Genomic DNA, 24,653 nt, shown 5'->3' with positions numbered 1-24,653 from the left:
CCTACCGTTGGAAAGCCCAAAATATGGGCGCATATCTCCATCGGAGGGGAGGCCCCATGCCGGGCGGGGGACCGGCCGTCGAGGTCGACGGCCTGATCAGGAAGTTCGGCGACGTGGAGGCGGTGCGGGGGATCGGCTTCACCGTGGCGCCGGGGGAGATCTTCGGCTTCCTCGGCCCGAACGGCGCCGGCAAGTCCACCACCATCAACATGCTCTGCACGCTGCTGAAGCCGACCGCCGGCCGGGCGCTGGTCGCCGGCTTCGACGTGGTGGCCGAGCGCGACAGCGTGCGCCGCAACATCGGCCTGGTCTTCCAGGACCCGACGCTCGACGGCTACCTGTCGGGCGAGCAGAACCTGCGCTTCCACGCCGAGCTGTACGGGGTGCCGCGCGGCGTGATGGGCGAGCGCATCCGGCAGGTGCTGGAGATGGTCGGGCTCTGGGAGCGGCGCGCCGACCTGGTGCAGACCTACTCCGGCGGCATGAAGCGCCGGCTGGAGATCGCGCGCGGCCTGCTGCACTCGCCGCGGGTGCTGTTCCTGGACGAGCCGACCGTCGGCCTGGACCCGCAGACCCGCGCGTCGATCTGGGACTACATCCGGCAGCTGAAGGAGGCCGAGGAGATCACCATCTTCATGACGACCCACTACATGGACGAGGCCGAGTTCTGCGACCGCATCGCGATCATGGACTCGGGGCGGATCGTCGCACTGGACACCCCGGAGGCGCTGAAGGCGGGCGTCGGCAAGGACCGCGTCCGCATCCAGACCGCCGACGACGAGGCCGCGATCGCCGCGCTGCGGGACCGGTTCGACCTGGAGGCCGGCATGTCGGAGGGCGCCGTCGCCTTCTCGGTGGCCTCCGGCGAGGCGTTCGTGCCGCGGCTGTTCGCCGAGCTCGGCGTCCCGATCCGGTCGGTGAGCGTGTCCCGGCCGTCCCTGGACGACGTCTTCATGTCCTTCACCGGCTCGACGATCCGCGACGCCGAGGCCGGCTCCACCGACAGGATGCGCGTCATGATGCGTGCGGCGAGGAGATGAGATGACGAGCTCGACGCGGGCGGACTCGCCCGGGGCGGCGGCGCCGGTCGCGGACGTGGTGCGCGTCCGGGTGCCCGAGCCGGGGCTGCGCCAGGACCTGCGCGCGGTGAAGATCGTCCTGCACCGGGAGCTGATCCGGTTCTGGCGCGACAAGCTGCGGATGGTGTCGGGGCTGGTGCAGCCGGTGCTGTGGCTGCTGGTCATGGGCACCGGGCTGTCCAACCTGATGGCCAGCGGCGGCGCGCACGGCGACATCGACCTGAAGACGTTCATCTTCCCCGGCGTGTGCGCGATGTCGGTGATGTTCACCGCGATGTTCTCCGCCGGGTCGATCGTGTGGGACCGCGAGTTCGGGTTCCTGCGCGAGATGCTCGTCGCCCCGGTCAGTCGCAGCTCGATCGTCATCGGCAAGTGCATCGGCGGGGCGCTGGTGGCGACGCTGCAGGGCGCGGTGATCGTCGCGCTGGCCGGGCTCGCCGGGGTGCCCTACGACCCCGTCCTGATCCTGGAGCTGCTGGGGCTGATGTTCCTCGGCGCGTTCGCGCTGACCGGGTTCGGCGTCATGATGGCCGCGCGGATCAAGCAGATGCAGTCGTTCTTCGGCCTCATGCAGATGGCGATGATGCCGATGATGTTCCTGTCCGGCGCGCTGTACCCGCTGAACGGCCTGCCGACGTGGCTGACCGTGCTGACCCGGTTCAACCCGCTGACCTACGCCGTCGATCCGCTGCGCCAGGCGGTCTTCTCCCACCTGGACCTGACGCCCGCGCTGCGGCGCACCTTCAACCCCGGGGTCACCTGGAACGGGTGGGTCGTCCCGGTCTGGCTGGAGATCCTGATCGTGGTGGCCATGGGCGTCGGCCTGATGGGCGTCGCGATCCTGGAGTTCCGCCACGCGGACTGACCGCCGGCGCCGCCGGAAACACCGTCCGAAACTCCATCGCCACGGTGAGTGATGCAGCATACTGAGCCCGGCTACACAGTGAATCGGCTCGGATGCGAAGGGTGATGGTGGACAGGTTGAACGGGCATCGGAGGATGGTGCGGGGGACGGCGGCGACGGCCGCCGTCCTCGCGGCGGTGGCGGTTCCGGCGGTCGTGCAGGGCCCTGCGCGGGCGGCGGCGCGGGCGGCGGACCGGGCTGCGGGAGCGGCGGCGGGACTGCGGATCACGCGGTTCCTGGGGGAGAAGCGGCTGCCGCACCTGATGAAGTTCCAGGGCACGACGGTCGGCGGCCTGTCGGGGATCGACCGAGACCCGCGCACCGGCGACTGGTACATGATCTCCGACGACCGGTGGCGGTACGACCCGGCCCGCTTCTACACCGGGCGGGTCGACATCGACCGGCGGACGGGCCGGTTCGGCGGCGTGTCCGTCACCGGCGTGCACACGCTGACGGACGCGGACGGCAAGCCGTACCCGGGGTTCGGCAAGCCCCGCTCGGTCGACCCGGAGTCGGTCCGCTACGACCCGCGCGGCGGGCGGGTGCTGTGGGGCAACGAGGGCGACCGTCCCGACGAGACCCACCAGGTGCCGCTGGCGCCGCTGACCGTCCAGTGGGCGGGCCGCGACGGCCGCTACCGCGGCACGCTGCCGCTGCCCGAGGACCTGCGGCTCACCACCGGCCACCACGGGCCGCGCCGCAACTTCGGCATGGAGGCGCTGGCCATCGCGCCGCACACCATCGCCGGGATGATCGAGGGGCCGCGCTATGAGGACGGCGCGCTGCCGACGGTGCAGCACGGCGCCGTGACCAGGCTCACCTTGTGGAACCGGCACGGGAAGGTGCGGTCGCAGGTCGCCTACCCGGTCGACCGGCTACCGGCAGCGCCCGTCCCGGCGGGCGGCGTCGCCGACAGCGGCGTGTCGGAGATCCTGGCGATCGACGACCACCGCTACCTGGCGCTGGAGCGGTCGTGGCTGCAGGGCGTCGGCTACAAGGTCAAGCTGTACGAGTTCGACACCCGCAGCGCGACGAACGTAGTGGCGCGCCACAGCCTGGCGAAGGGGCACAAGTACCGGCCCGTCCGCAAGCAGCTGGTCGCCGACCTCGGCCGGTACGCCTCCCCGACGCAGAACCTGGAGGGGATGGGCTGGGGACCGAAGCTGAAGTCGGGGGAGCGGACGCTGGTGATCTGCTCCGACGACAACTTCGACGCCCAGGAGGTCACCGAGTTCCTGGCGTTCGCGGTCCGGGGCCGCTGACCCCGCCGGCCTGCGGAAACGACGGCGCCCGCCCGATCACGGATGATCGGGCGGGCGCCGGTGCCGCGGTGGGCGCGGGTCAGACGGCGAAGTCGAGCAGCGGGCGGGCGTTGCTGGGGTGCCGCAGCTTCGACAGCGACTCCTTCTCCAGCTGCCGGATCCGCTCGCGGGTCAGGCCGAGGGCCTTGCCGATCTCGTCGAGGGTGCGGGGCGTCCCGTCGTACAGCCCGAACCGCATCGCCATGATCTTGGCTTCGCGGGGCGACAGGATGTCGAGGGTGCGGCGCAGCTGGTCGGCCATCAGCTGGCGGTCGACCAGCTCGGAGGCCTCGGGGCTGTCGGTGTCCTCGATGAGGTCGCCGATGCGGGTCTCGCCGTCCTCGCCGATGGTGGAGTCCAGGCTGATCGGCTGGCGGCTGGTGCGCAGCAGCTCGCGGACCTGCTCGGGGCTCTTGTCCAGCTCGACCGCCAGCTCCTCGGGGGTGGGCTCGCGGCCGAGCCGCTGGTGCATGTCGCGCTCGACGCGGCTGAGCTTGCTCAGCATCTCCAGCACGTGCACGGGCAGCCGGATGGTGCGGGCCGAGTCGGCGAAGCCGCGCTGGATCGCCTGCCGGATCCACCACATCGCGTAGGTGGAGAACTTATAGCCCTTGGAGTAGTCGAACTTCTCCACGGCGCGGATCAGCCCGAGGTTGCCCTCCTGGACGACGTCCAGCAGCGACAGGCCGCGGTCGGAGTACTTCTTGGCGACCGACACCACCAGCCGCAGGTTGGCCTCGAGCATGTGGGCCTTGGCGCGGCGCCCGTCGGCGGCGACCCACTCCAGGTCGGCGCGCATCCGCGGGGACAGCTCCTCGGTCTCCAGCTTGTGCTCGGCGTACAGCCCGGCCTCGATGCGCTTGGCCAGGTCGACCTCCTGCTCGGCGGTGAGCAGCTGGCGGCGGCCGATCGCCTTGAGGTAGGTGTGCACCGAGTCGCCCATGGTGGTCGACTGGTCGTCCAGGTCGGCGGGGGAGTCGGCGGCCTCGACCTCGGTGACCTCGAAGCCCTCCTCGGGGACGTCGGCGTCGCCCGCGCCGGCCCGGCCCTCGTCCCGACCGCCGTTCCGGGCGGCGGCCTTGCGGGTGCGCCCGCCGGTCTTGGCGCCGGTACGGCCGGCGGTGCGCTTCTTGGCCGTGCCGGGGGTGGCCTGGGCGGTCTCGCCGCCGTCGTGGTCGGCGGCCGCGGCCATCCTGCGGACGGTGTCGGGCTCGCCGGCCAGGCTGATGCCGGCCTCGGACAGCTCGCGCAGGATGGAGCGGCCCTGCGCGGGGCTGAGACCGGCGCTCTCGAAGGCTCCCCTGACCTCGTCGAGCGAGAGGCGCCCTTGGGCGCGGCCGCGCTTCAGGAGGTCGTCGAGCGCGGGGCTCGCCGACTCCGTGAGCGGGGTCTCGATAGCGCTTCGCGGCATGGGGGCACCCCTCTCCCTTCGGTGTGTGGATGCGGCGCGGGTCGTCGTTCGCTGTCGGCGCACGCATATACGGGAACGTCGCACGGCCGGGTTCTTGTTCCCGGCGCCGCGGATCGGCGTCCCGGCGGGGATCGCGAGGGGAGCGATCCAGGGGTTCGTGGTGCCCGGTCGGCGGCGTTTCACACCGTGTCCCGAGCCTCCAGCCCTACCTTACTACGTAAAGGCCGCGGGTGGGATCGATATGATCAAGATCACTCTGCGTCCGGCTCCTTCGGCCGCAGCGTCCGGCCGTACCGGGCAACGACCCGTTCCCGCAGCTCAGGGTCGTCGCGGGGGACCGGTTCGAGGAAGACCTCGTCGATCTCCTCGTGCGCCTCGCGCAGCTCGCGCGACATGCGGACGCAGGCGCGTTCGACGTCGCCGGCGGTGAGCGCGTCGCGGAAGTCCAGCCGCGCGCAGACCAGGACGCGGTCGGCGCCGACCGTCATGGTGATGATGTCGACGACCCATTCCACCTCGGGCGCGGCGTACAGCCGGGCGCGCACGTCGTCGACGATCCGCGGGTCGGCCTGGTTGCCGATCAGCAGGTTGAGGTTGATGCGGCCGAGGACCAGCGCGACGACGGTGAGCAGCACGCCGATGAGTGCCGATCCGATGCCGTCCCAGACCGGCGAGCCGGTGAGCTGGTGCAGGCCGAGGCCGCCGAAGGCCAGGAGCAGGCCGATCAGCGCGGCGGAGTCCTCCAGCAGGACGCTGATCGAGGTGGGCTCGTCGGTGCGGCGGATGTAGGCGAAGAACGGCAGCGACTCCTCGCGGGCCGCGGCGCGGGTCTGCCGCAGGGCCTGCTGCCAGGAGGTCCCCTCGAGGACGAACGCGACCGCCAGCACGATGTACCCGATCAGCGGGTCGGTCTCCTCGCCCGACCGGGCCCGCAAGAGCGTCTGGAAGCCCTGGTAGTAGGAGAACAGCGCGCCCATGCCGAAGATCGCGACGGCGACGAGCAGCGTCCAGATGTAGCGCTCCTTGCCGTAGCCGAAGGGGTGCCGGCGGTCTGCGGGGCGGCCGCTGCGGCGCAGCCCCACCATCAGCAGGATCTCGTTGAAGGTGTCGGCGACCGAGTGCGCGGCCTCGGCCGCCATCGACGCCGACCCGGTGACCAGCGCGGCGACGATCTTCGCGACGGCGATGCCCAGGTTGGCCAGGAGCGCCAGCAGGACGGTCACGCGGCTCTCGTTCTCCGGCTCCTCGCGCTCCTCGCCCATGCCGGTCGTCCTCCCCCGATCGTCGCGGTGCCATGCGCGGCGGTCGCCGCGGCGCGGTCAGCCCTTGCGCAGCCGGGCGCGGTCGGGCTTGCCGGAGGCCAGCAGCGGGATCGCCCTGACGAGTTCCAGCTCGCGGGGCGCCGCGGCCGCGGGCATCGTCTCGCGGACGAAGGCGCGCAGCTCGGGCAGGGCGGGGGGCTCGGCGGCGGGCACCACGACGGCGGTGACCCGCTCGCCCCACTCGGGGTCGGGGCGGCCGACCACGACGACGTCGCGAACCTTGGGGTGCCGCGACAGCGCGGTGGCGACCTCGCCGGCGACGACCTTCTCCCCGCCGGTGTTGATCACGTCGTCGATCCGGCCGCGGACGCGGAGCCGGCCGTCCTCCAGGGCGCCGAGGTCCTGGGTGACGAACCATTCGCCGTCGCGGACGGCGGCGGTCTGCTCGGGGCGCAGCCGGTAGCCGGTGAACAGCGACGCCCCGGCGAGGCGGATCCGGTCGTCGGCGCCGACCTCGGCACGCATGCCGTCCAGGGGGGTGCCGTCGTAGACGCAGCCGCCGCAGGTCTCGCTCATGCCGTAGGTGGTGAAGACGCGGCCGCCGCGTTCGCGGGCCTCAGTGAGCAGGCCGGGCGCGGCGGCGGCGCCGCCGAGGACGATCGCGCCGAGCCGGGACAGGTCGGTGCCGGCGCCCAGCAGGCGGCGCAGCTGGGTGGGGACCAGGGAGATGTGCACGCGCCCGGCGGCGGCGACGGCGCCGGTGTCGAAGCGGGGCGTGATGATCGGGTCGGTGCCGGCGAGCAGGGAGCGGACGAGGACCTGGACACCGGAGATGTGGCTGGTCGGCACGCAGCACAGCCACCGGTCGCCGGGCGCGGCCTCGATGCGGGCGAGGGTGCCGGCGGCGGAGTGGCGCAGCGCGGCGGCCGACAGCTCGACGAACTTGGGGGCGCCGGTGGAGCCGGACGTGGCGATCAGCACGGCGGTGCCGTCGGCGAGCGGGGCGCGCTCGCCGACGGTGCGGTGCGGGGTGAGGCCGTCCTCGGTCTCGACGGCGTCGGGCGCCAGCGCGTCCAGCATCGCCTCCAGCGCGGGCGCGGGCAGGCCGGGGGGCAGGGGGCAGACGGCGGGGCCGCCGTCGAGGGCGGCGGCGAGCGCCCGCAGCAGGCGGGGGCCGGGCGGGAGCACGACGGCGTGCAGGCGGCGATCCATGATCTCATCAGGGTAGGCGACCCCGCTGAACGCGTTCAAACGGCGGGACGGTTGAATGGGCACGGCGCCGCTCCAGGCGGGCCACGACGGGAGAGGATCACATGGTCTCGGAGCTGTTCGACGCGGACGCGTGGAAAGAGGTCGAGGGGTTCGGGTTCACCGACATCACCTATCACCGGGCCGTGGACCAGGGAACCGTCCGCATCGCGTTCGACCGGCCGGAGGTGCGCAACGCGTTCCGCCCGCACACCGTCGACGAGCTGTACCGGGCGCTGGACCACGCGCGGATGTCGTCCGACGTCGGGTGCGTGCTGCTGACGGGCAACGGGCCGTCGCCCAAGGACGGCGGGTGGGCGTTCTGCTCGGGCGGCGACCAGCGGATCCGCGGCAAGGACGGCTACAGGTACGCCGAGGGCGAGACCGCGGAGTCGATCGACCCGGCGCGGGCGGGCCGGCTGCACATCCTGGAGGTGCAGCGGCTGATCCGGATGATGGGCAAGGTCGTGATCTGCCTGGTGCCGGGGTGGGCCGCGGGCGGCGGGCACAGCCTGCACGTGGTGTGCGACCTCACCCTCGCCAGCCGCGAGCACGCCCGGTTCAAGCAGACCGACGCCGACGTGGCGAGCTTCGACGGCGGGTTCGGGTCGGCGTACCTGGCGCGGCAGGTCGGGCAGAAGTTCGCGCGGGAGATCTTCTTCCTCGGCGACACCTACGACGCCGAGGCCGCGCACCGGATGGGGATGGTGAACGCGGTCGTCCCGCACGCCGAGCTGGAGGCGACGGCGCTGGAGTGGGCCCGCAAGATCAACGGCAAGAGCCCGACCGCGCAGCGGATGCTGAAGTACGCCTTCAACCTCATCGACGACGGCCTGGTCGGCCAGCAGGTGTTCGCCGGGGAGGCGACGCGGCTGGCCTACGGCACCGACGAGGCGGCGGAGGGCCGCGACGCGTTCCTGGAGAAGCGCGACCCCGACTGGTCGCGCCACCCGTGGTACTACTAAATGTCCGGCGCACCATGTGGTCCGGAATAGCGTGATTCGGCAGGCAGGTCAGGGGGTCAGCGGGTGCGGGTCTTCGCCATCCCGATGCGGACGCGGTTCCGCGGTGTGACGCGGCGGGAGGGCGTGCTGTTCCGGGGCCCCGCCGGCTGGGGGGAGTTCTCGCCGTTCGCCGAGTACGGGCCGGCCGAGTGCGCCCGGTGGCTGGCGGCGGCGCGGGAGGCCGCGTACGAGGGCTGGCCCGCTCCCGTCCGCGACCGGATCCCGGTGAACGTGACGATCCCCGCGGTCGGCCCGGACCGGGCGTTCGAGATGACCAAGGCCTCCGGGTGCCGGACCGCGAAGGTGAAGGTCGCCGAGCGCGGCCAGGACGACGCCGACGACTTCGCGCGGGTCGAGGCCGTCCGCGACGCGATCGGCCCGGACGGTCGGGTCCGCATCGACGTCAACGGCGGCTGGGACGTCGACCACGCGGCCCGGATGATCCGGTCGCTGGACCGGTGGGAGCTGGAGTACGCCGAGCAGCCGTGCGCGACGCTGGAGGAGCTGGCGCGGGTGCGGCGGATGGTGGACGTGCCGATCGCCGCGGACGAGTCGATCCGCCGCGCGGAGGACCCGTTGAAGGTGCGGGCGGCGGGGGCCGCGGACGTGGCGGTGCTGAAGGTGCAGCCGCTGGGCGGGGTGCGGGCGGCCCTGGAGGTCGCCGAGGCGTGCGGGCTGCCGGTGGTGGTGTCCAGCGCGGTGGAGACGTCGGTGGGGCTGGCGGCGGGGGTGGCGCTGGCCGCCGCGCTGCCGGACCTGCCGTACGCGTGCGGGCTCGGCACGCTGTCGCTGATGGACGGCGATGTCGTGCGCGATCCGCTGCGCGAGTCCGGCGGTGAGATCGAGGTGCGCAGGCCCGTGGTGGACGAGGAGGCGCTGGCCCGGTTCGCGGCGCCGGACCTGGACGAGGGCTGGCGGAGCCGGGTCGTGGACGCCCAGGCGTTCCTTGCGGGCCCGGCGATGGTCGAGGTGGACGGGTGAACCCGGCGACCGCGCTGGCGACGGTCTTGGTCGACGAGCTGCTGCGCTGCGGGATGACCGACGCGGTGCTGGCGCCCGGGTCGCGGTCGGCTCCGCTTGCGCTGGCGCTGCACGCCGCGGAGGAGGCCGGCCGGGTCCGGCTGCACGTGCGGATCGACGAGCGGTCGGCGTCGTTCCTGGGTCTCGGGATGGCGAAGCGGTCGGGCCGTCCGGTGGCGCTGGTGTGCACGTCGGGGACGGCGTCGGCGAACTTCCATCCGGCGGTGGTGGAGGCGCACGAGTCGGGCGTCCCGCTGATCGTGATCACGGCGGACCGTCCGCCGGAGCTGCGCGACACCGGCGCGAACCAGACGATCGACCAGGTGAAGCTGTACGGGACGGCGGCGCGGTGGAGCACCGAGGTCGGCGTGCCGGAGAACCGTCCGGGGATGGTGGCGTACTGGCGGTCGCTGGTGAGCCGGGCGTGGGGGCTGGCGCAGGCGCCGGTGCCGGGCCCGGTGCATCTGAACGCGGCGTTCCGCGAGCCGCTGATCCCCGACGGGGACGAGTCGTGGTGCGAGCCGCTGGACGGCGACGCGACCGGGGCGTGGACGAAGGTGCGGGCGGCGACGCCCGGGTCGGTGCTGCACGTCCCGCCGACGCGGCGCGGCGTGCTGGTGGTCGGCGACGGCGCGGCGAACGTCAAGCGGTACGTGGCGGCGGCGTCGATGGCCGGCTGGCCGGTGCTGTCGGAGCCGAACGGCAACGCCCGTTACGGCGACCACGCGCTGACCTCGCACCATTTCCTGCTGGGGATCCCGGAGTTCGTGGAGCGGCACCGTCCCGAGGTGGTGGTGACGCTCGGCAAGCCGGGGCTGTCGCGGCCGCTGCTGTCGCTGCTGCGGCGCGCCGAGGAGCACATCGTGCTGGCCCCGGACCTGGCGCACTGGCCCGACCCGGTGCGGTCGGCGACGCAGGTGGCGCCGGAGATCGAGATCCCGGTGGTGTCGGGCGACGACGCGTGGCTGAAGTCGTGGCGGTCGGCGGACCTGGCCGCCGCGGCGGCGGTCGACGCGGTGCTGGACGCCGTGCCGGAGGTCAGCGAGCCGCGGCTGGCGCGCGACCTGGTCGCGGCGATGCCGGGCGGGTCGCTGCTGTTCACCGCGGCGAGCATGCCGATCCGCGACCTGGACCAGGTGATGCGGCCGCGGCGCGGCATCCGCATCATGGCCAACCGCGGCGCCAGCGGCATCGACGGGCTGATCTCCACGGCGATGGGCGCGGCGCTGGCGCACAGCGGCCGCTCGTACGCGCTGCTCGGCGACCTTGCGTTCCTGCACGACCAGAACGGGCTGATCGTGGGGCCGCACGACCGCCGTCCGGACCTGGCGATCATCGTGGTGAACAACCAGGGCGGCGGGATCTTCTCGCTGCTGCCGCAGGCGGCGCTGCGCGGCCCGTTCGAGCGGGTCTTCGGCACGCCGCACCAGGTGGACCTTGAAGCGGTCGCGGCGGCGCACGGCGTCCCGTACCGGCCGCTGGAGACGGCGGCTGACCTGCCCAAGGTGATCGCGGGGGAGGGGCTGCGGATCGTCGAGGCCCGCACTGACCGCGACGCGAACGCGGTGCTGCACGCGAAGATGCGCAAGGCGGCCCACGCCGCCGTCCGCGAACTGTTCGCCTGAGAGACCACGCACCGAGACCGGCGACCGCTGGCGCCTCCGATAGTTCAACCCTTAATTTACTATGTAAAGGCGCCGGGTGATTTGCATAATCATCAAACTATAAACCTACTAACAACGACAGGCTAGTCCGGATCATTCGGCGGTAACGTGCTGCGGGTCTGCCGGGATGGACAGTGTCGCCGTGGGAGCCGGGTCGGCGGTCGGCTGCGCCTTCAGGGTGGGGCGGGCGAGCAGGCAGCGGAGCATTTCCTCGGCATAGGGGAGGGCGCCGAAGACGCCCATCGCCGTCAGCAGCGCGATCCGGGTCCTGGGGGAGAGCGGGTTGCGGCGCTTGAGCCGTATGCGGAAGTCGGGGCGGCCGTCCCGGCCGGCGAGGCCGCGCGCCTGGTCCCAGTACAGGACGGTCAGGAAGCCGGTTGCCATGAGGGGGACGACTTCCAGGAGGCTGTGGATGTGCTGTTCGAGCGGGGTGACGCGGCGGCGTTCCTCGGCGTAGCTGACGTCCCAGTAGGCGGTGGCGCCGTGGACGGCGAGCGCACCGCCGCAGGTGGCGAGGACGCCCGGGTTGACCTCGCAGAACAGTCCGAGGGCGAGGGGGACGCCGGCCTCGGTCATCATCAGCGAGTGGATCATGGACTCGCGGGTGCCGGCGGTGATCTCGATGCGGGTCCTCTTGTGGCGGTGCCAGTCGGCGAGGCCGGCGCCGAGCCAGAGGGGCAGGACGCCGCCGATGAGCCAGCGGCGGGTGGCGGTCTCGACGCCGAGGGTGCGGCGGACGTCGCGGGGCCGGATCGTGAGGTCGGCGAGGGCGCGCAGGGCGGCCAGGTGCGGTGAGCGCAGTTTCATCGGCGTTGCCTCCGGGTGGTGTCGGGTGTTCCCGGCGCTACCCGTGAGGCGTGGCCGTACACGGGGTGACACTATGAGTTCCGTCCGGGCACGCGGGCGTCGGCCCGGCCTGTGTGCAGGTAGCGGGCGCGGCCTTCGCCGTCGTCTCCGAGGAACGCGACGGGGCCGCGGCCGGGCTCCGCGGGCAGCAGGGAGTCCCCGCGCCAGCCGAGCAGTTCGGTCCGGTACGGCTGGTCGCCGGCTTGCACCGCGAAGCCGAGCGGGACGTACTCGAGCCAGAGTCGTCCCTGTGCGTCCTCGCTCACGGTGGTCCGGCTCGTGCTGGACAGGTAGACGCCCGTGCAGCGCCCGGCGTCCGGGCGCGCCGCGGGCTCGGGGACGGGCTCGGCGGGCGTTTCGACGGCGCGGCCGAGGATCTCCTTCATCAGCGGCTTGCGGTCGCCGCCGTTGGTGAAGATCGCCACGGACACGTCGCGGCGGGGGTCGACGCGCAGGGCGGCCGACTGCCCGATGGTGTTGCCGTCGTGGCCGAACACCGGGCCGCCCGGCAGGTCGTACAGTTCCCAGCCCAGGCCCCAGGCCGTTCCCCAGCCGATGTCGGGCAGGGCGACCTGCGGTTCGCGCATGGCGGTCAGTCTGTCGTCGGTGAGATGCGTCCGGGCGAAGGCCAGCAGGTCGCGCGGGGTCATGGCGAGCATCGACCCGGCGGGTGCGTTCGAGCGTGCCATCGCCCAGACGGGGGCGGGCCGTCCGCCGAGGTGCCCCACCGCGGCGCGGTGCAGGATCGCCTCGTACGGGTCGTTGGCGGCGTGCGTCATGCCCAGGGGCGTGAAGAGGTGGTCGCGCATGCATCGGTCGAACGGTTCGCCCCTTATGACCTCGACGATCCGTCCGAGCACGCTGTAGCCGGCGTTGTTGTAGGAGAACATTGCCCCTGGTTCGAAGATCTGGGGTACGTCGGCCAGCAGGTCCACGTACCTTTCCAGGCAGTCGTCGCCCTTGCCGGTGTCGGTGAAGACGTCCCCTTCGAATCCGGCCGTGTGGCACAGCAGTTGCCGGACGGTCGCCTTGCGGAACCCGGGGAGGTACGTGCTCGCCGGTGCGTCGAGTTCCACCAGCCCCTCGTGGACGAGTCCCATCACCAGCGTGGCCGTCAGCGCCTTGGTGATCGATCCGATCTGGAACACCGAGTCGGTCGTCGCTTCGACGCCCGTCGCGGTGCTCAGTACCCCGGCCGCGGCCTCGACCACCTGCCCGCCTGCGTCGATGGCGACCGCCACCCCGGGCACTGCGTGTTGCTCCGCCAGCCGCGGCAGCTGCTCGCGCAGCCATTCACCGGCCTCATCGATCCCCATCCTCATCCGGCCAACCGTAGACGGCCGTGCCGGCAGGCGCCGATGAGTTTCTGCGGCGGTGCCGTGGGGGCGCGGACGGGGCGTCGTGCCCCTTGCCGGGGGGTTTTGCGTGTCCGGTCAGCCGAGGAGGCGGTCGCGGAGGGCGTCGGTGTCCTCGGCGGTCCAGCCGTGGCCGGTGAGCCAGCCCTGCGTGCCGCCGAACTCCTCGTCGATGCGGGCGAGGAGCTTCTCCATGACGGCGGCGTGCGGGACGTGGGTGTCGGCGGGGCGGGAGTCCAGGTCGGAGGCGTAGGTGTCGCTGCCGCGCAGGCGGTCGAGGATGGCGTCGATGCGCTCGCCGGTCATGGCGTAGTCGGCGACGATGGCCTCGCGGGTGACGCCGGCGACGTCGAGGGCGAGGGCGCAGACGACGCCGGTGCGGTCCTTGCCGGCGGCGCAGTGCACGAGGGAGGAGCCGTCGGCGCGGGTCATGACGCGCAGGGCGGCGACGATGTTGTCGCCGCGGTCGTGGAGGTAGCCGAGGTAGTGGCCGGTGGAGCGGTCGAGTTCGGTGCCCTCGGCGGTGCGGCCCTGCCAGGGGAGGGCCTTGCCGACGTCGGCGCGGGCGGGGGTGTCGGCGGTGACGTCGGTGCGGTGGCCGCCTTCGGGGAACAGCGACAGCTGGTGGAGGGTGACGGAGGGGACGCGGGTGAGGGGGCCGGGTCCTTCGAGCCGGACCTCGGCGTCGCTGCGCAGGTCGATGACGTTCTTGAGGTGGTATTCGTCGAGGAGGAGGCGGACGTCGGCGACGGTGAGGTTCTGGAGGTTGTCCGAGCGCAGGACGCGGCCGCGGCGGGTGGTGCCGCCGTCGGTGGTGGGGAGCCCGCCGAGGTCCCGGGCGTTGACGGCTCCGTCAAGGTCGATCCACCGCGTCGGTTCGTTCATGGCTTCTGACCCTATATGGACGTGTTGTTCCGTCTTGGACGCAGGGTCCGGGTGAGGGTACCGGGACCTGGGAGCCAGGGCGGGGTTGGCTCCTCAGCGTGGAGACCGCCCGGTGGTCGGCTCCGTAGCTTGTCGGATCAGATGGCCTACCGACGATCCGATGGAGGAACCGATGCCCGCTACTCTCGAGGCCCCGCCCGTCCGGGCGGCCGGCAGTGATTTCGCTCCGCTGGCGCGGCAGGTCCGCGCGAGCGGGCTGCTGGACCGGCGTCGCGGGTACTACGCGCGGGCGATCGGGCTGAACGTGGCCGGGACGGCGGCGGTGTGGGCGGCGGTCGGGTGGGCCGGGGCGAGCTGGTGGGTGGTGCTGCTCGGTATTCCGCTGGCGGTGCTGTCGGCGCGGACGGGGTTCCTCGGGCATGACGCGGGGCATCGGCAGATCGCGCGGTCGGCGCGGGCGAACCGGGTGCTGGGGCTGGTGCTGGGGAACCTGCTGCTGGGGATGGGGCAGGGGTGGTGGACCGACAAGCACAACCGGCATCACGCGAATCCGAACCATGTCGGCAAGGACCCTGATGTGGGCGAGGGGGTCCTGGCGTGGACGGAGGGGCAGGCGGTGCGGCAGCGCGGGGTGCTGCGGTGGGTGGCGCGGCATCAGGCGGGGTTGTTCTTCCCGCTGCTGACGCTGGAGGGGCTGAACCTGAAGGTCGGCAGCGTGCTGTTCCTGCGGGGCCGGTCGCGGCGCGATCAGCTGGTGGAGGGCGGGCTGCTGGCGTTGCACGCGGTGGCGTACCTGTCGCTGGCGTTCACGTTGCTGTCGCCGGGGAAGGCGCTGGTGCTGATGGCGTTGCATCATGCGCTGTTCGGTGTGCATCTGGGGTCGGTGTTCGCGCCGAACCACAAGGGGATGGCGATGCCGGGTCCGGGTGAGCGGTGGGGGCATCTGCGGCGGCAGGTGCTGACGTCGCGGAACGTGCGGGGCGGTGTGGTGGTGGACTGGCTGATGGGCGGGCTGAACTACCAGATCGAGCACCATCTGTTCCCGGGGATTCCGCGGTGCAGTCTGCGGCGGGTGCAGCCGCTGGTGCGGGCGCACTGCGCGGCGGTGGGGCTGCCGTTCACCGAGACGGGGCTGGTGGAGTCCTACCGGCAGGCGCTGGGGCACATGCGGGAGGTGGGCGCTCCGCTGCGGTGACCGCGGGGCGGACCGTAGGATTGCGGGCGTCATGCCCGAAGGACATACCCTCCATCGTCTGGCCGCCGAGCACCGTCGGGTGTTCGGCGGCCGTCGCGTCGCCGCCGAGAGTCCGCAGGGCCGGTTCGCGGCGGGTGCGGCCGGGATCGACGGCCGTGTGTTGACGGCCGCGGACGCGCACGGCAAGCATCTGCTGCTGGAGTTCGACGACGATCGCGTTCTGCACGTCCATCTGGGAATCTATGGGACGTGGCGGTTCGGCGGGCTGCCGGCGCCCGAGCCGCAGGGGGCGGTGCGGTTGCGGTTGTCGGGTGCGGGCGGGCATGCGGATCTGCGCGGTCCGAACGCGTGCGAGCTGCTGGAGCCGGGCGGGGTGAAGCTGCTGCGGGATCGGCTGGGGCCCGATCCGTTGCGGGCGGACGCCGATCCGGGGCGGGCGTGGGCGCGGATCTCGCGGAGCCGGACGAGCATCGCGGCGCTGCTGATGGATCAGTCGGTGGTGGCGGGGCCGGGGAACATCTACCGGGCGGAGGTGCTGTTCCGGCAGGGGATCGATCCGCTGCTGCCGGGGCGGGCGCTGTCGGAGGCGCAGTGGTCGGCGATCTGGGCGGATCTGGCGGTGCTGATGGCGGAGGGTGTGCGGTCGGGGCGGATCGATACGGTGCGTCCGGAGCACACGCCGGAGGCGATGGGGCGGCCGCCGCGGGTGGACGATCATGGTGGTGAGGTGTACGTGTACCGGCGCGCGGGGTTGCCGTGCCTGGTGTGCGGGGCGCCGGTGGCGTCGGCGGAGCTGGCGGCGCGGAACCTGTTCTGGTGTCCGGGGTGTCAGCCGGCGTCGGGGTGAGGGCCGGGCGGGGGCAGGTAGCGGTCGGCGAGGGCGCGGGCGGTGGCGGTCATCATGGCGCGGAGTTCGGGTGGGGCGAGGACTTCGACGTCGGCGCCGAGTTTGAGGAATTCGACGTGGGCGTGGCGTTGTGATTCGACGGGGAGGGTGACGCGGGTCCAGCCGGCGGGGTCGGGTGGTCCGGCGTTGTCGTGGACGGCGCGTGCCATGACGGGGGGCAGGAGGATGGGGGCGCGTTCGAGGCCGTCGGGGGACAGGCGGACGGTGGCCTCGTCGCGGTAGGAGTCGGCTTCGAAGCGGGCGGCGTATCCGTCCCAGTAGGTGGCGAGGTCGAAGCCGACTGGGCGTTCGAAGTGCTGGGGGAGCGGGTCGAGGGTCAGGATCCGCGCGACCCGGTAGGTGCGGGGCGCGCCTGCGTCGGGCACTTCGGCGTCGGGTGCGTCGGTGTCGGACGCTTCGGGGTGGTGGGCACGGGCGATGAGGTACCAGGTGCCGGCTTTGAGGACGACGCCGATGGGTTCCAGGACGCGCGTGACCTGCTGGGGGTGTGCCCAGCGGCGGTAGGTGACGCGGATGCGCTGCTGGTTCCAGACGGCGTCGGCGAGGGGCTGCAGGTGGGGGACGTCGTCGGGGTGGCGGAACCAGCCGGGGGCGTCGAGGTGGAAGCGTTCGCGGATGCGTGCGGCGCGGGTGCGCAGGTCGGGTGGGAGGGCGGCCATGAGTTTCAGTTCGGCGGCGGCGACGACGTCGCCGAGGCCGAGCTGGGAGGCGGGGCCGGGCATGCCGGACAGGAACAGGGATTCGGCTTCGCCGGTGGTGAGGCCGGTGAGGCGGGTGCGGTAGCCCTCCAGGAGGCGGTAGCCGCCGTCGGGGCCGCGGTCGGCGTAGACGGGGACGCCGGCGGCCGACAGTGATTCGACGTCGCGGTAGACGGTGCGGACCGACACCTCGAGTTCGTCGGCGAGGTCTTGTGCGGTCATGCGGCCGCGGGTCTGCAGCAGCAGGAGCAGGGACAGCAGGCGTGAGGCGCGCACGTGTCCAGTGTGCCGGTGCCGGGGCGGGGCCGGTCGGGTCAGCCCTGGAGGGCGTACTGCATGGCGCGGAACTTGGTCTGGGCCTCGGCGAGTTCGGCGGCGGGGTCGGAGTCGGCGACGATGCCGCAGCCGGCGAACAGGCGGGCGCGGGTGCCGTCGAGCTGGGCGCAGCGCAGGGCGATGCCCCATTCGCCGTCGCCGCGGGCGTCGACCCAGCCGACGGGGCCGGCGTAGCGGCCGCGGTCCATGCCTTCGAGTTCGCGGATGAGGTCCATGGCGGTGTCGGTGGGGGTGCCGCAGACGGCGGGGGTGGGGTGCAGGGCGGCGACGACGTCCAGGACGGAGCGGTCGGCGGTGAGGCGGCCGCGGAGGGGGGAGGCGAGGTGGTGCAGGTTGGGCAGGGTGAGCAGTTCGGGTTCGGCGGGGACGTGCAGGTCGGCGCAGAGCGGGGCGAGGGCGTCGCGGACCATGTCGGCGGCGTAGCGGTGCTCTTCGCGGTCCTTGGCGGAGGTGAACAGGCGGGCGGCGCGGTCGTGGTCGGCGGCGGGGGTGTCGCCGCGGGAGGTGGTGCCGGCCAGGACGAGCGATTCGATGTCGCCGCCGGTGCGGCGGATCAGCAGTTCGGGGGTGGCGCCGACGAGGCCGGCGCAGGAGAAGGTGTAGCAGCCGGGGAAGCGGTCGGCGAGGCGGCGCAGCAGGACGCGGGCGTCGATGGGGGCGTCGGCGCGGACGGTGAGGTCGCGGGCGAGGACGACCTTGCCGAGGGCGCCGCCGCGGATGCGGCGGACGGCGGCGGCGACGGCCTCGCCCCAGGCGTGTGCGGGCATGGCGCCGTCGCCCCAGGTCAGGCCGGTGGGGGGCTGGGGTTCGTGGACGAGGGAGAGGGGGTCGGCGTCGTCGCCGATGGTGGTGAGCCAGGCGCGGCCGTCGCGGCGGCCGAGGACGCGGCGGGGGACGATCAGGACGGAGTCGGGCGACTTGGGGTCGAAGGCGAATCCGCCGAAGGCGACGGGGCCGGTGCCGGGGAGGGCGACGGGGTCATCGATGGCGGCGGCGCCGAACAGGTCGCGCAGCAGCGCGGCGGCGGCGGTGAAGCGGTCCTCGCCGCCGGGCAGGGTGATGCGGGCGGCCTCGCCCCAGCCGACGATGCCCTCGCCGTGGCGGATCCAGGCCAGGGCGGAGGGGTGCGGAAGTCTCGAGACGAGGTCGCCGGGGTCGGCGACCTCGGCGGTGCGGACGACGAGGCGGTCCGGTGCTGTCACGGCGAGCTTCACGAATGCCACTGTACGGCAGAATTGAACCTGTTCAAACAGGCGGGGCGGCGGCGTCCGGTGAGGTGTGCGCCACATGCCCGCGCTGCCGGCGCGGCGTCACCGGCTGCACATGCCCGATCAGCGCGCCCCCATGCACGCGGTGCGCCGACCCCCCGTGCGCGGTAGGGCGCACGGGGGGTCGGCGCGGGCGGGTGTCAGGAGGCGCGGCCGGTGAGGCGGCCGGTCAGCTTCCACGCCGCCGGCAGCAGCGCCGCCGCGAGCGCGACCTTCAGCGCGTCGCCCAGCAGGAACGGCGTCATGCCCAGGTGCAGCGCCTTGCCGAGGCCGACGTGCAGCGAGGCCATCAGGTAGGGGACGCCGGCGGCGTACATGAGGGCGGTGCCGGTCAGCATGGTGGCGACGGTGCGGGCGGGGGTGCGGTCGCCGCCGCGTTCGGCGAGCCGGCCCACGACGGCGGCGGCGACCACGAAGCCCAGCACGTAGCCGAGCGTCGGGAAGCCGGTGCCGGAGGCGCCGTCGGTGAACCACGGCACGCCCGCCATCCCGGCCAGCAGGTAGACGAGCATGCCGAGGGCGGCGCGGCCGGGGCCGAGCGCGGCGCCGGCCAGCAGCACCGCGAACGTCTGCCCGGTCACCGGTACCGGGGTGCCGGGCAGCGGCACGGCGATCTGCGCGGCGACGCCGGTGAAGGCGGCCGCGCCGGCGACGAGCGCGGCGTCGCGGGCGAGGGAACCGGGCAGCAGGTCGCCCAGGACGGCGGGGCCGCGCCGGGCTGCGTGAGCAGTGGCCACTGAACCTCCCTTGAACGGTGGTGTCAGCCGAAACCTAGCGAACGGGTCGTCCGGAACCTCGGGCGCGGTCGGTGGAAGCGTCCCGTCCGGGTTCGTGCGGTGCCGCCGGGTGGGGGCGGTCGGCCAGGTACACCACGTCCGGCTCGCCGCGCGGCACCGGCACCGGCAGGGCCCGGACCCGGGCGAACCGGGACGCCAGCAGGTCCTGGAAGCCCGGTGCGGCGCCGGCGCTCCACACTGCCAGTACCCCGCGCGGGGTGAGGCGTCCGGCCAGCAGGTCCAGCCCGTCCGGCCCGTACAGGCGGGCGTTGCCGGGGGTGACCGTCCAGTGCGGGCCGTTGTCGATGTCCAGGCACACCGCGTCGAACATGCCGGGCGCACCGTCGGCGGGGCGGTGGAGGACGTCGAGGAGGTCGGCGCGCACCAGGTCGACGCGGGGGTCGTCCAGCCCGCCCCGCGACCAGGGCCGCAGCGGCCCGGCGTGCCAGCGGGCCACCGCCGGTTCGCGCTCCACCACCGTGACGTGCCCGACGCCGGGCAGCGACAGCGCCTCGGCCAGGGAGAACCCGACGCCGAGGCCGCCGATCAGCACCCGCACCGGCCCCCCGCCGCCGTCACCGGCCCCGTCGCCGTTCAGGGCGGTGTCGACGGCGGCGCGGACCAGCAGCCGCTCGGACTCGCCGTTGCGGGTGTCCATCAGGAACGTCCCGTTGCTGATGATCTCGTAGTCGGCGCCCGCCCGGCGCAGCACCAGCTCACCGCCGACCCCGGCGGCGCGCTCCACGACGACCGGGTCGGCCCGGCCTTCCCCGATCACGTCCATGGCCCCGACCCTAGCCACCCGGCGCCCGGCGGCGGGGCGGTGCGCGCCGCTCCGGCGGGGGCTGGGCGGGGCGGGGGCGGGTCGGCTACGGTGCCGGGCATGCCCGACCCCTCCGCGCCGCGTCCCCCCGCGCACCCCTCCCCGCGCCCGGCCCAGGCCGGCGGGCCGCTGCTGCCCGGCCGCCGCATCCTGGTCGTCGGCGCCGGGACCCGCCCCAGTCCCGATCCCGACGCCCCCGTCGGCAACGGCCGCGCCATCGCCGTCACCGCCGCCCGCGAGGGCGCCGAGGTCGCCTGCGCCGACGTCGACGAGCACGCCGCCGGCGCGACCGCCGACATGATCGCCGCCGAGGGCGGCCGGGCGCACGTCGTCGTCGCCGACGTCACCGACCCCGCGTCCTGCGACCGCGTCGTCACGCACGCGGCCGAGAAGCTCGGCGGGCTGGACGGGGTGGTGTTCAACGCCGGGATCGGCGTCGGGTACGGCCTGGCCGGCACCGCCCTGGCCGACTGGGACCGGGTCCTGCAGGTGAACCTGCGCGCCCCGTTCCTGGTCGGCAAGGCCGCACTGCCCGCTTTGGACGCCGGTGCCGCGATGGTGTTCATCGGGTCGCTGGCCGGCACCAAGCCCGGCTCGCGGTCGCCGTCCTACGACGCGTCCAAGGCGGGGCTGACCGGGCTGGTCCGCCACATCGCCGCCGAGGGCGCGGGGCGCGGCGTGCGCGCCAACGTCGTCGCGCCCGGGCTGATCGACACCGTGATGGGCCGAGACGCCTCCAGCGGCAACGCCACCCGCGAGCAGGTCGCCGCGCTGATCCCGATGCGCCGCCAGGGCAGCGCGTGGGAGGTCGCCGACGTCGCGGTGTTCCTGCTGTCGCACCGCGCCGCCTACGTCACCGGGCAGGTCGTGCACGTCGACGGCGGCCTGTCCACCCTGCGCTGACCCGCGGGCCGCGGCGCGTTCGCGCGGCCGGCGACGAGGTGCTCTACAGCATCCTGCGCGAGGAGTGCCGCCCGTCCCCCTGAGGCCTGGACGGGGGCGCGGAAACAAACAGCCACCTTCGGATGTTGCGCGGTAATGTTGTAATCATCTGGAGGTGCGCGATGTCCCCCGAACCCCGCGACCCCGAACCCCGCGACGAAGAAGCCCTGGACGAACGGGCCGGCGAACGGGCCCTGGACGCCTACTCGGCCACCGTGTCCGCCGTCGCCCGCGAACTCACCCCCCGCGTCGCGGCGCTGCGCGTCCGCCACCGCCGCGGCGAGGGAGCCGGGTCCGCCGTCGCGTTCACCGGCGACGGGTTCCTGCTGACCAACGCCCACGTCGTCGGCGCCGCGACCGGCGGGCAGGCCGCGTTCGCCGACGGCTCCACCGCCGAGTTCACCGTCGTCGGCACCGACCCGCTGTCGGACCTGGCCGTCGTCCGCGCCGACGGCGCCGTCCCCGGACCCGCGACCCTCGGCGACAGCGACCGCCTGGTCGTCGGGCAACTCGTCGTCGCCGTCGGCAACCCCCTCGGCCTGGCCGGCTCGGTCACCGCCGGGGTGGTGTCGGGTCTCGGCCGGTCGCTGCCCGCCCGCAGCGGCGGCACCGCCCGCGTCATCGAGGACGTCATCCAGACCGACGCCGCCCTCAACCCCGGCAACTCCGGCGGCGCCCTGGCCGACTCCCGCGGCCGCGTCGTCGGCGTCAACACCGCCGTCGCCGGCGCCGGGCTCGGCCTGGCCGTCCCCATCAACGCCACCACCCGCCGCATCATCGCCGCGCTGATGCGCGACGGCCGCGTCCGCCGCGCCTACCTCGGCCTGGTCGCCGCGCCCGTCCCGGTCCCCGCGGCGCTGCGCGCCCGCACCGGCCAGGACGAGGCGCTGCGCGTCGCCGAGGTCGTCCCCGCCAGCCCCGCCGACCGGGCCGGGCTGCGCCGCGGCGACCTGGTCCTCACCGCCGCCGGCCACCCGGTCTCGCAGGCCCAGTCGCTGCAGCGGCTGATGTTCGAGGGCGCCATCGGACGGCCCCTGCCCATCACCGTGGTGCGCAACGGCGCCATGGTCGACGTCATCGCCGAACCCACCGAGCTCACCGACACCGAACCCGCCTGACCCGCCTGACCCGCGTGACCCGCGTCCCGGCCGGTCACCCCGCGGGACGCTCCGCGGCAGGGGAGGGGCCGCGGAACGTGGCCCGGTACGCCGACGGCGACACCCCCACCGCGGCCTGCAGATGCGCCCGCAGCGACGCCGCCGTCCCGAACCCCGACCGCTCGGCCACCCGCTCCACCGGCAGATCGGTCTCCTCCAGCAGCCGCCGCGCCCGCTCCACCCGCTGCGCGGTCAGCCACACCGCCGGCGACACCCCCGTCTCCTGCCGGAACCGCCGCGTGAACGTCCGCACGCTCATCGACGCCCGCGCCGCCATCCGCGCCAGCGTCACCGGCTGCTCCAGCCGCTCCAGCGCCCACGCCCGTGCCGGCGCCGTCGAGGACTCCCGCGGCGCCGCCACCGGACGCGCGATGAACTGCGCCTGACCGCCCTCCCGGTGCGGCGGCACCACCGTGCGGCGCGCGACGTCGCCCGCCACCGCCGCGCCGTGGTCGCGGCGGATCATGTGCAGGCACAGGTCGATGCCCGCCGCCTCGCCCGCCGAGGTCAGCACCCCGCCCTCGTCGGCGTACAGCACCGCCGGGTCCAGGCGCACCGAGGGGAACATCGCGGTGAACCGGTCCGCCGACAGCCAGTGCGTCGCCGCCCGCCGCCCCTCCAGCAGCCCCGCCGCCGCCAGCACGAACGCGCCCGTGCAGATCGAGGCGATCCGCGTGCCGCGCCGGTGCGCCGCCGCCAGCGCCGCCGGGACCGGGCCCTCCTGCGGGCAGCGCTCGTCCACCTCGTGGGAGGCCGGCACCACCACCGTCCCCGCACCCTCCAGCGCCTCCAGCCCGCTGCGCACCTCCACCTGGAAATCGGCGTCGGTGCGCACCGGCCCCGCCGCGACCCCGCACGACACCACCTCGTACAGCCGCTGCCCGCCGGCCGACACGGCCCGCCCGAACAGCTGGTGCACGATCCCCAGCTCCATCGGCAGCACACCGTCGCGCACCAGCACCGCCACCCGGTGCGGCCCGCCGTCCGCAACCCCGCTCATGGCCCGATCCTTGCACATGATGGCCCACCGGCCACTCGTGACCGGTCCGCCCCGCCCGGCAGCATCGAACCCGGACCGCGATCCAGCGAAAGGAGCACACGCGATGAACGTGCTGTGGGTGTTCGCCCACCCCGAACCCCGTTCCCTCAACGGCGCCCTGCGCGACCAGGGCACCGCGACCCTGGCCCGCCTGGGCCACCGCGTCCGCCAGTCCGACCTGTACGCGATGGGCTGGAACCCCGTCGCCGGCCCCGCCGACGTCGCCCACGACCCCCGCGAGCCCCTGCGCCTCGGCCCCGCCACCGACCGCGCCCGCGCCGCCGGCGCGCTCGCCCCCGACATCCGCGCCGAACACGACAAGCTCGCCTGGGCGGACGCGCTGGTCCTGCAGTTCCCGCTGTGGTGGCACGGGATGCCCGCCATCCTCAAAGGCTGGTTCGACCGGGTGTTCGTGCAGGGCTACGCCTTCGGCGTCCACGACGACCAGGGCCGCCCCCGCCGCTACGGCGACGGCGGCCTGGCCGGACGCCGCGCCCTGGTCGTCACCACCGCCGGCGCCCGCGGCACCGGCCTCGGCCCCCGCGGCCTGCACGGCGACGCCGAGGACGTCCTGTTCCCCGTGCTGCACGGCACCCTGTTCTACGCCGGCATGGACGTCCTGCCGCCCTTGGTGGTCACCGGCGCCGACCGCGCCGGACCCGCCGAGCGCGCCCGCGCCGCCGCCCGCCTCGACGACCGCCTCACCGCCCTGCCCACCGCCGACCCCATCGGCTACCGGCCCGAACGCGGCGGCGGCTACGACGAGGACCTGGTCCTGCGCCCCCACCTGGCGCCCGGACGCACCGACCTCGCCGTCCACCGCACCTGACCCGACCCCACCGAACCCTCCATATGTTCGAACAACCGCAACATGTGTTAGAAACATGGTGAAGCGAACATCGACGCCAGGGGGCCGTGATGGAATGGGTGATCGTCGACTACGGCGAGGTCGTCTGCCGCACCCCGCCCGAGGACGCCGCCGCCCGCCTGGCCGCCGCCGCCGCCGGCGCCGACCCCGCCGCGTTCTGGGAGCTGTACTGGAGCGGCCGCGACGCCTACGACCTCGGCACCGTCGACGCCGCCGGATACTGGGGCGAGCTGTGCGGCCGCCTGGGCCGCGCCGCCACCCCCGCCCTGCTGGAGGACCTGGTCCGCCTCGACCTGGAGATGTGGTCCCACCTCCAGGAGGGCACCCTGCAGATCCTGCGCGACCTGGACGCCCGCCGCGTCCCGCTGGCGCTGCTGTCCAACGCGCCCCTGGAGATGGCCCGCCACATCGAGGCCGCGCCCTGGTCCGCGGTGTTCCGCCACCGCTTCTTCAGCGCCGACCTGCGCCTGGCCAAACCCGACCCCGCGATCTTCGAGCACGTCGCCGCCCGCTTGGGCGCCGCCCCCGCCGACCTGACCTTCGTCGACGACCGCCCCGCCAACGTCGAGGCCGCCCGCACCGCCGGCCTGCGCGCCTTCCTGTTCACCACCCCCGCCCAACTCCGCCACGACCTCGCCCTCTAACCCCCGCCCTCTGAACCCCGC

The 24,653-nt window shown here is 73.9% G+C and carries 23 protein-coding genes; 12 read left to right on the top strand and 11 right to left on the bottom strand.

Annotation, left to right across the window (positions count from 1 at the left end; translation table 11 throughout):
- Positions 1-56: 56 nt before the first annotated feature.
- From QP089_RS01275 to QP089_RS01265, 3 genes are all read left to right on the top strand, one after another.
- Positions 57-1,040 (top strand): ATP-binding cassette domain-containing protein, encoded by a 984-nt coding sequence (locus QP089_RS01275; protein WP_285909253.1) that lies wholly within the window; start codon positions 57-59, stop codon positions 1,038-1,040.
- A 1-nt stretch (position 1,041) separates the two neighbouring features.
- On the top strand, positions 1,042-1,944 hold the full coding sequence (locus QP089_RS01270; RefSeq protein ID WP_285909252.1) for an ABC transporter permease: 903 nt from the start codon (positions 1,042-1,044) through the stop codon (positions 1,942-1,944).
- 116 nt (positions 1,945-2,060) lie between these two features.
- Positions 2,061-3,245 carry an esterase-like activity of phytase family protein gene (locus tag QP089_RS01265; protein WP_285909251.1) on the top strand — a complete coding sequence of 395 codons (1,185 nt, stop codon included), beginning with the start codon at positions 2,061-2,063 and terminating at the stop codon, positions 3,243-3,245.
- Positions 3,246-3,324: 79 nt separating this feature from the next.
- Here QP089_RS01265 and QP089_RS01260 read toward each other — a convergent pair whose 3' ends face one another.
- From QP089_RS01260 to QP089_RS01250, 3 genes are all read right to left on the bottom strand, one after another.
- Positions 3,325-4,695, bottom strand: a complete 1,371-nt coding sequence (locus tag QP089_RS01260; RefSeq protein WP_285909250.1) for an RNA polymerase sigma factor — start codon at positions 4,693-4,695, stop codon at positions 3,325-3,327.
- A gap of 251 nt (positions 4,696-4,946) precedes the next feature.
- Positions 4,947-5,957 (bottom strand): cation diffusion facilitator family transporter, encoded by a 1,011-nt coding sequence (locus tag QP089_RS01255; RefSeq protein ID WP_285909249.1) that lies wholly within the window; start codon positions 5,955-5,957, stop codon positions 4,947-4,949.
- Positions 5,958-6,014: 57 nt separating this feature from the next.
- Complete coding sequence (locus QP089_RS01250; RefSeq protein WP_285909248.1) at positions 6,015-7,169, bottom strand: AMP-binding protein; 1,155 nt, start codon at positions 7,167-7,169, stop codon at positions 6,015-6,017.
- Between the two features lie 101 nt (positions 7,170-7,270).
- Here QP089_RS01250 and QP089_RS01245 point away from each other — a divergent pair, with 101 nt between their 5' ends.
- The 3 genes from QP089_RS01245 (at position 7,271) to menD (ending at position 10,854) form a co-directional block, all read left to right on the top strand.
- Positions 7,271-8,170, top strand: coding sequence for a 1,4-dihydroxy-2-naphthoyl-CoA synthase (locus QP089_RS01245; RefSeq protein WP_285909247.1), 900 nt, complete (start codon positions 7,271-7,273; stop codon positions 8,168-8,170).
- Positions 8,171-8,233: 63 nt separating this feature from the next.
- A complete protein-coding gene (locus tag QP089_RS01240) occupies positions 8,234-9,190 on the top strand; it encodes an o-succinylbenzoate synthase (protein WP_285909246.1) in 957 nt (318 codons plus the stop codon).
- Positions 9,187-10,854, top strand: coding sequence for a 2-succinyl-5-enolpyruvyl-6-hydroxy-3-cyclohexene-1-carboxylic-acid synthase (menD, locus tag QP089_RS01235; protein WP_285909245.1), 1,668 nt, complete (start codon positions 9,187-9,189; stop codon positions 10,852-10,854). The genes QP089_RS01240 and menD overlap by 4 nt, the downstream gene beginning before the upstream one ends.
- A 132-nt stretch (positions 10,855-10,986) precedes the next feature.
- On the opposite strand, the gene QP089_RS01230 is transcribed toward menD, so the two are convergent.
- The 3 genes from QP089_RS01230 to QP089_RS01220 form a co-directional block, all read right to left on the bottom strand.
- Positions 10,987-11,700 (bottom strand): diguanylate cyclase, encoded by a 714-nt coding sequence (locus QP089_RS01230; RefSeq protein WP_285909244.1) that lies wholly within the window; start codon positions 11,698-11,700, stop codon positions 10,987-10,989.
- A gap of 71 nt (positions 11,701-11,771) precedes the next feature.
- The gene (locus QP089_RS01225; RefSeq protein WP_285909243.1) at positions 11,772-13,061 is read right to left on the bottom strand and encodes a serine hydrolase domain-containing protein; all 1,290 of its coding nucleotides are present in this window, start codon (positions 13,059-13,061) and stop codon (positions 11,772-11,774) included.
- 111 nt (positions 13,062-13,172) lie between these two features.
- Positions 13,173-13,979 (bottom strand): tyrosine-protein phosphatase, encoded by an 807-nt coding sequence (locus QP089_RS01220; protein WP_285909242.1) that lies wholly within the window; start codon positions 13,977-13,979, stop codon positions 13,173-13,175.
- Positions 13,980-14,151: 172 nt separating this feature from the next.
- Between QP089_RS01220 and QP089_RS01215 the strand changes: the two genes are divergently transcribed.
- Together QP089_RS01215 and QP089_RS01210 are read left to right on the top strand one after the other, a co-directional pair.
- Positions 14,152-15,174, top strand: coding sequence for a fatty acid desaturase family protein (locus tag QP089_RS01215; RefSeq protein ID WP_285909241.1), 1,023 nt, complete (start codon positions 14,152-14,154; stop codon positions 15,172-15,174).
- 31 nt (positions 15,175-15,205) lie between these two features.
- The gene (locus QP089_RS01210; protein WP_285909240.1) at positions 15,206-16,021 is read left to right on the top strand and encodes an Fpg/Nei family DNA glycosylase; all 816 of its coding nucleotides are present in this window, start codon (positions 15,206-15,208) and stop codon (positions 16,019-16,021) included.
- On the opposite strand, the gene QP089_RS01205 is transcribed toward QP089_RS01210, so the two are convergent.
- The 4 genes from QP089_RS01205 to QP089_RS01190 form a co-directional block, all read right to left on the bottom strand.
- Positions 16,003-17,055 carry a helix-turn-helix transcriptional regulator gene (locus QP089_RS01205; protein ID WP_285909239.1) on the bottom strand — a complete coding sequence of 351 codons (1,053 nt, stop codon included), beginning with the start codon at positions 17,053-17,055 and terminating at the stop codon, positions 16,003-16,005. The two genes, QP089_RS01210 and QP089_RS01205, sit on opposite strands and share 19 nt — an antisense overlap.
- Before the next feature lie 38 nt (positions 17,056-17,093).
- On the bottom strand, positions 17,094-18,329 hold the full coding sequence (locus QP089_RS01200; RefSeq protein ID WP_285909237.1) for an isochorismate synthase: 1,236 nt from the start codon (positions 18,327-18,329) through the stop codon (positions 17,094-17,096).
- Positions 18,330-18,523: 194 nt separating this feature from the next.
- Positions 18,524-19,120, bottom strand: a complete 597-nt coding sequence (locus QP089_RS01195) for a biotin transporter BioY (RefSeq protein WP_285909236.1) — start codon at positions 19,118-19,120, stop codon at positions 18,524-18,526.
- Positions 19,121-19,154: 34 nt separating this feature from the next.
- A complete protein-coding gene (locus QP089_RS01190) occupies positions 19,155-19,943 on the bottom strand; it encodes a spermidine synthase family protein (RefSeq protein ID WP_285909235.1) in 789 nt (262 codons plus the stop codon).
- Positions 19,944-20,042: 99 nt separating this feature from the next.
- On the opposite strand from QP089_RS01190, the gene QP089_RS01185 reads away from it, so the two are divergent.
- Positions 20,043-20,885, top strand: coding sequence for an SDR family NAD(P)-dependent oxidoreductase (locus QP089_RS01185; RefSeq protein WP_285909234.1), 843 nt, complete (start codon positions 20,043-20,045; stop codon positions 20,883-20,885).
- Positions 20,886-21,046: 161 nt separating this feature from the next.
- On the top strand, positions 21,047-22,042 hold the full coding sequence (locus tag QP089_RS01180) for a S1C family serine protease (RefSeq protein WP_285909233.1): 996 nt from the start codon (positions 21,047-21,049) through the stop codon (positions 22,040-22,042).
- Positions 22,043-22,076: 34 nt separating this feature from the next.
- Here the strand turns inward: QP089_RS01180 and QP089_RS01175 are convergent, their stop codons facing one another.
- On the bottom strand, positions 22,077-23,081 hold the full coding sequence (locus tag QP089_RS01175; protein WP_285909232.1) for a GlxA family transcriptional regulator: 1,005 nt from the start codon (positions 23,079-23,081) through the stop codon (positions 22,077-22,079).
- A 103-nt stretch (positions 23,082-23,184) separates the two neighbouring features.
- On the opposite strand from QP089_RS01175, the gene QP089_RS01170 reads away from it, so the two are divergent.
- Positions 23,185-23,949 (top strand): NAD(P)H-dependent oxidoreductase, encoded by a 765-nt coding sequence (locus QP089_RS01170; RefSeq protein ID WP_285909231.1) that lies wholly within the window; start codon positions 23,185-23,187, stop codon positions 23,947-23,949.
- An 89-nt stretch (positions 23,950-24,038) separates the two neighbouring features.
- On the top strand, positions 24,039-24,632 hold the full coding sequence (locus tag QP089_RS01165) for an HAD family hydrolase (RefSeq protein ID WP_285909230.1): 594 nt from the start codon (positions 24,039-24,041) through the stop codon (positions 24,630-24,632).
- Positions 24,633-24,653 lie beyond the last annotated feature (21 nt).

The organism is Actinomadura opuntiae (assembly GCF_030283205.1).
Classification (GTDB): domain Bacteria; phylum Actinomycetota; class Actinomycetes; order Streptosporangiales; family Streptosporangiaceae; genus Spirillospora.
The sequence above is the reverse complement of the archived record's forward strand: the minus strand, read 5'-3'. Positions and strand labels throughout refer to the sequence as shown.

What these genes read in the sequence shown, in the direction of transcription:
- QP089_RS01275 (WP_285909253.1), top strand. Translation starts at nt 57, where the DNA reads ATGCCGGGCGGGGGACCGGCCGTCGAGGTCGACGGCCTGATCAGGAAG.
- QP089_RS01270 (WP_285909252.1), top strand. Translation starts at nt 1,042, where the DNA reads ATGACGAGCTCGACGCGGGCGGACTCGCCCGGGGCGGCGGCGCCGGTC.
- QP089_RS01260 (WP_285909250.1), bottom strand. Translation starts at nt 4,695, where the DNA reads ATGCCGCGAAGCGCTATCGAGACCCCGCTCACGGAGTCGGCGAGCCCC.
- QP089_RS01255 (WP_285909249.1), bottom strand. Translation starts at nt 5,957, where the DNA reads ATGGGCGAGGAGCGCGAGGAGCCGGAGAACGAGAGCCGCGTGACCGTC.
- QP089_RS01250 (WP_285909248.1), bottom strand. Translation starts at nt 7,169, where the DNA reads ATGGATCGCCGCCTGCACGCCGTCGTGCTCCCGCCCGGCCCCCGCCTG.
- QP089_RS01245 (WP_285909247.1), top strand. Translation starts at nt 7,271, where the DNA reads ATGGTCTCGGAGCTGTTCGACGCGGACGCGTGGAAAGAGGTCGAGGGG.
- QP089_RS01230 (WP_285909244.1), bottom strand. Translation starts at nt 11,700, where the DNA reads ATGAAACTGCGCTCACCGCACCTGGCCGCCCTGCGCGCCCTCGCCGAC.
- QP089_RS01225 (WP_285909243.1), bottom strand. Translation starts at nt 13,061, where the DNA reads ATGAGGATGGGGATCGATGAGGCCGGTGAATGGCTGCGCGAGCAGCTG.
- QP089_RS01220 (WP_285909242.1), bottom strand. Translation starts at nt 13,979, where the DNA reads ATGAACGAACCGACGCGGTGGATCGACCTTGACGGAGCCGTCAACGCC.
- QP089_RS01215 (WP_285909241.1), top strand. Translation starts at nt 14,152, where the DNA reads ATGCCCGCTACTCTCGAGGCCCCGCCCGTCCGGGCGGCCGGCAGTGAT.
- QP089_RS01210 (WP_285909240.1), top strand. Translation starts at nt 15,206, where the DNA reads ATGCCCGAAGGACATACCCTCCATCGTCTGGCCGCCGAGCACCGTCGG.
- QP089_RS01190 (WP_285909235.1), bottom strand. Translation starts at nt 19,943, where the DNA reads ATGGACGTGATCGGGGAAGGCCGGGCCGACCCGGTCGTCGTGGAGCGC.
- QP089_RS01185 (WP_285909234.1), top strand. Translation starts at nt 20,043, where the DNA reads ATGCCCGACCCCTCCGCGCCGCGTCCCCCCGCGCACCCCTCCCCGCGC.
- QP089_RS01180 (WP_285909233.1), top strand. Translation starts at nt 21,047, where the DNA reads ATGTCCCCCGAACCCCGCGACCCCGAACCCCGCGACGAAGAAGCCCTG.
- QP089_RS01175 (WP_285909232.1), bottom strand. Translation starts at nt 23,081, where the DNA reads ATGAGCGGGGTTGCGGACGGCGGGCCGCACCGGGTGGCGGTGCTGGTG.
- QP089_RS01170 (WP_285909231.1), top strand. Translation starts at nt 23,185, where the DNA reads ATGAACGTGCTGTGGGTGTTCGCCCACCCCGAACCCCGTTCCCTCAAC.
- QP089_RS01165 (WP_285909230.1), top strand. Translation starts at nt 24,039, where the DNA reads ATGGAATGGGTGATCGTCGACTACGGCGAGGTCGTCTGCCGCACCCCG.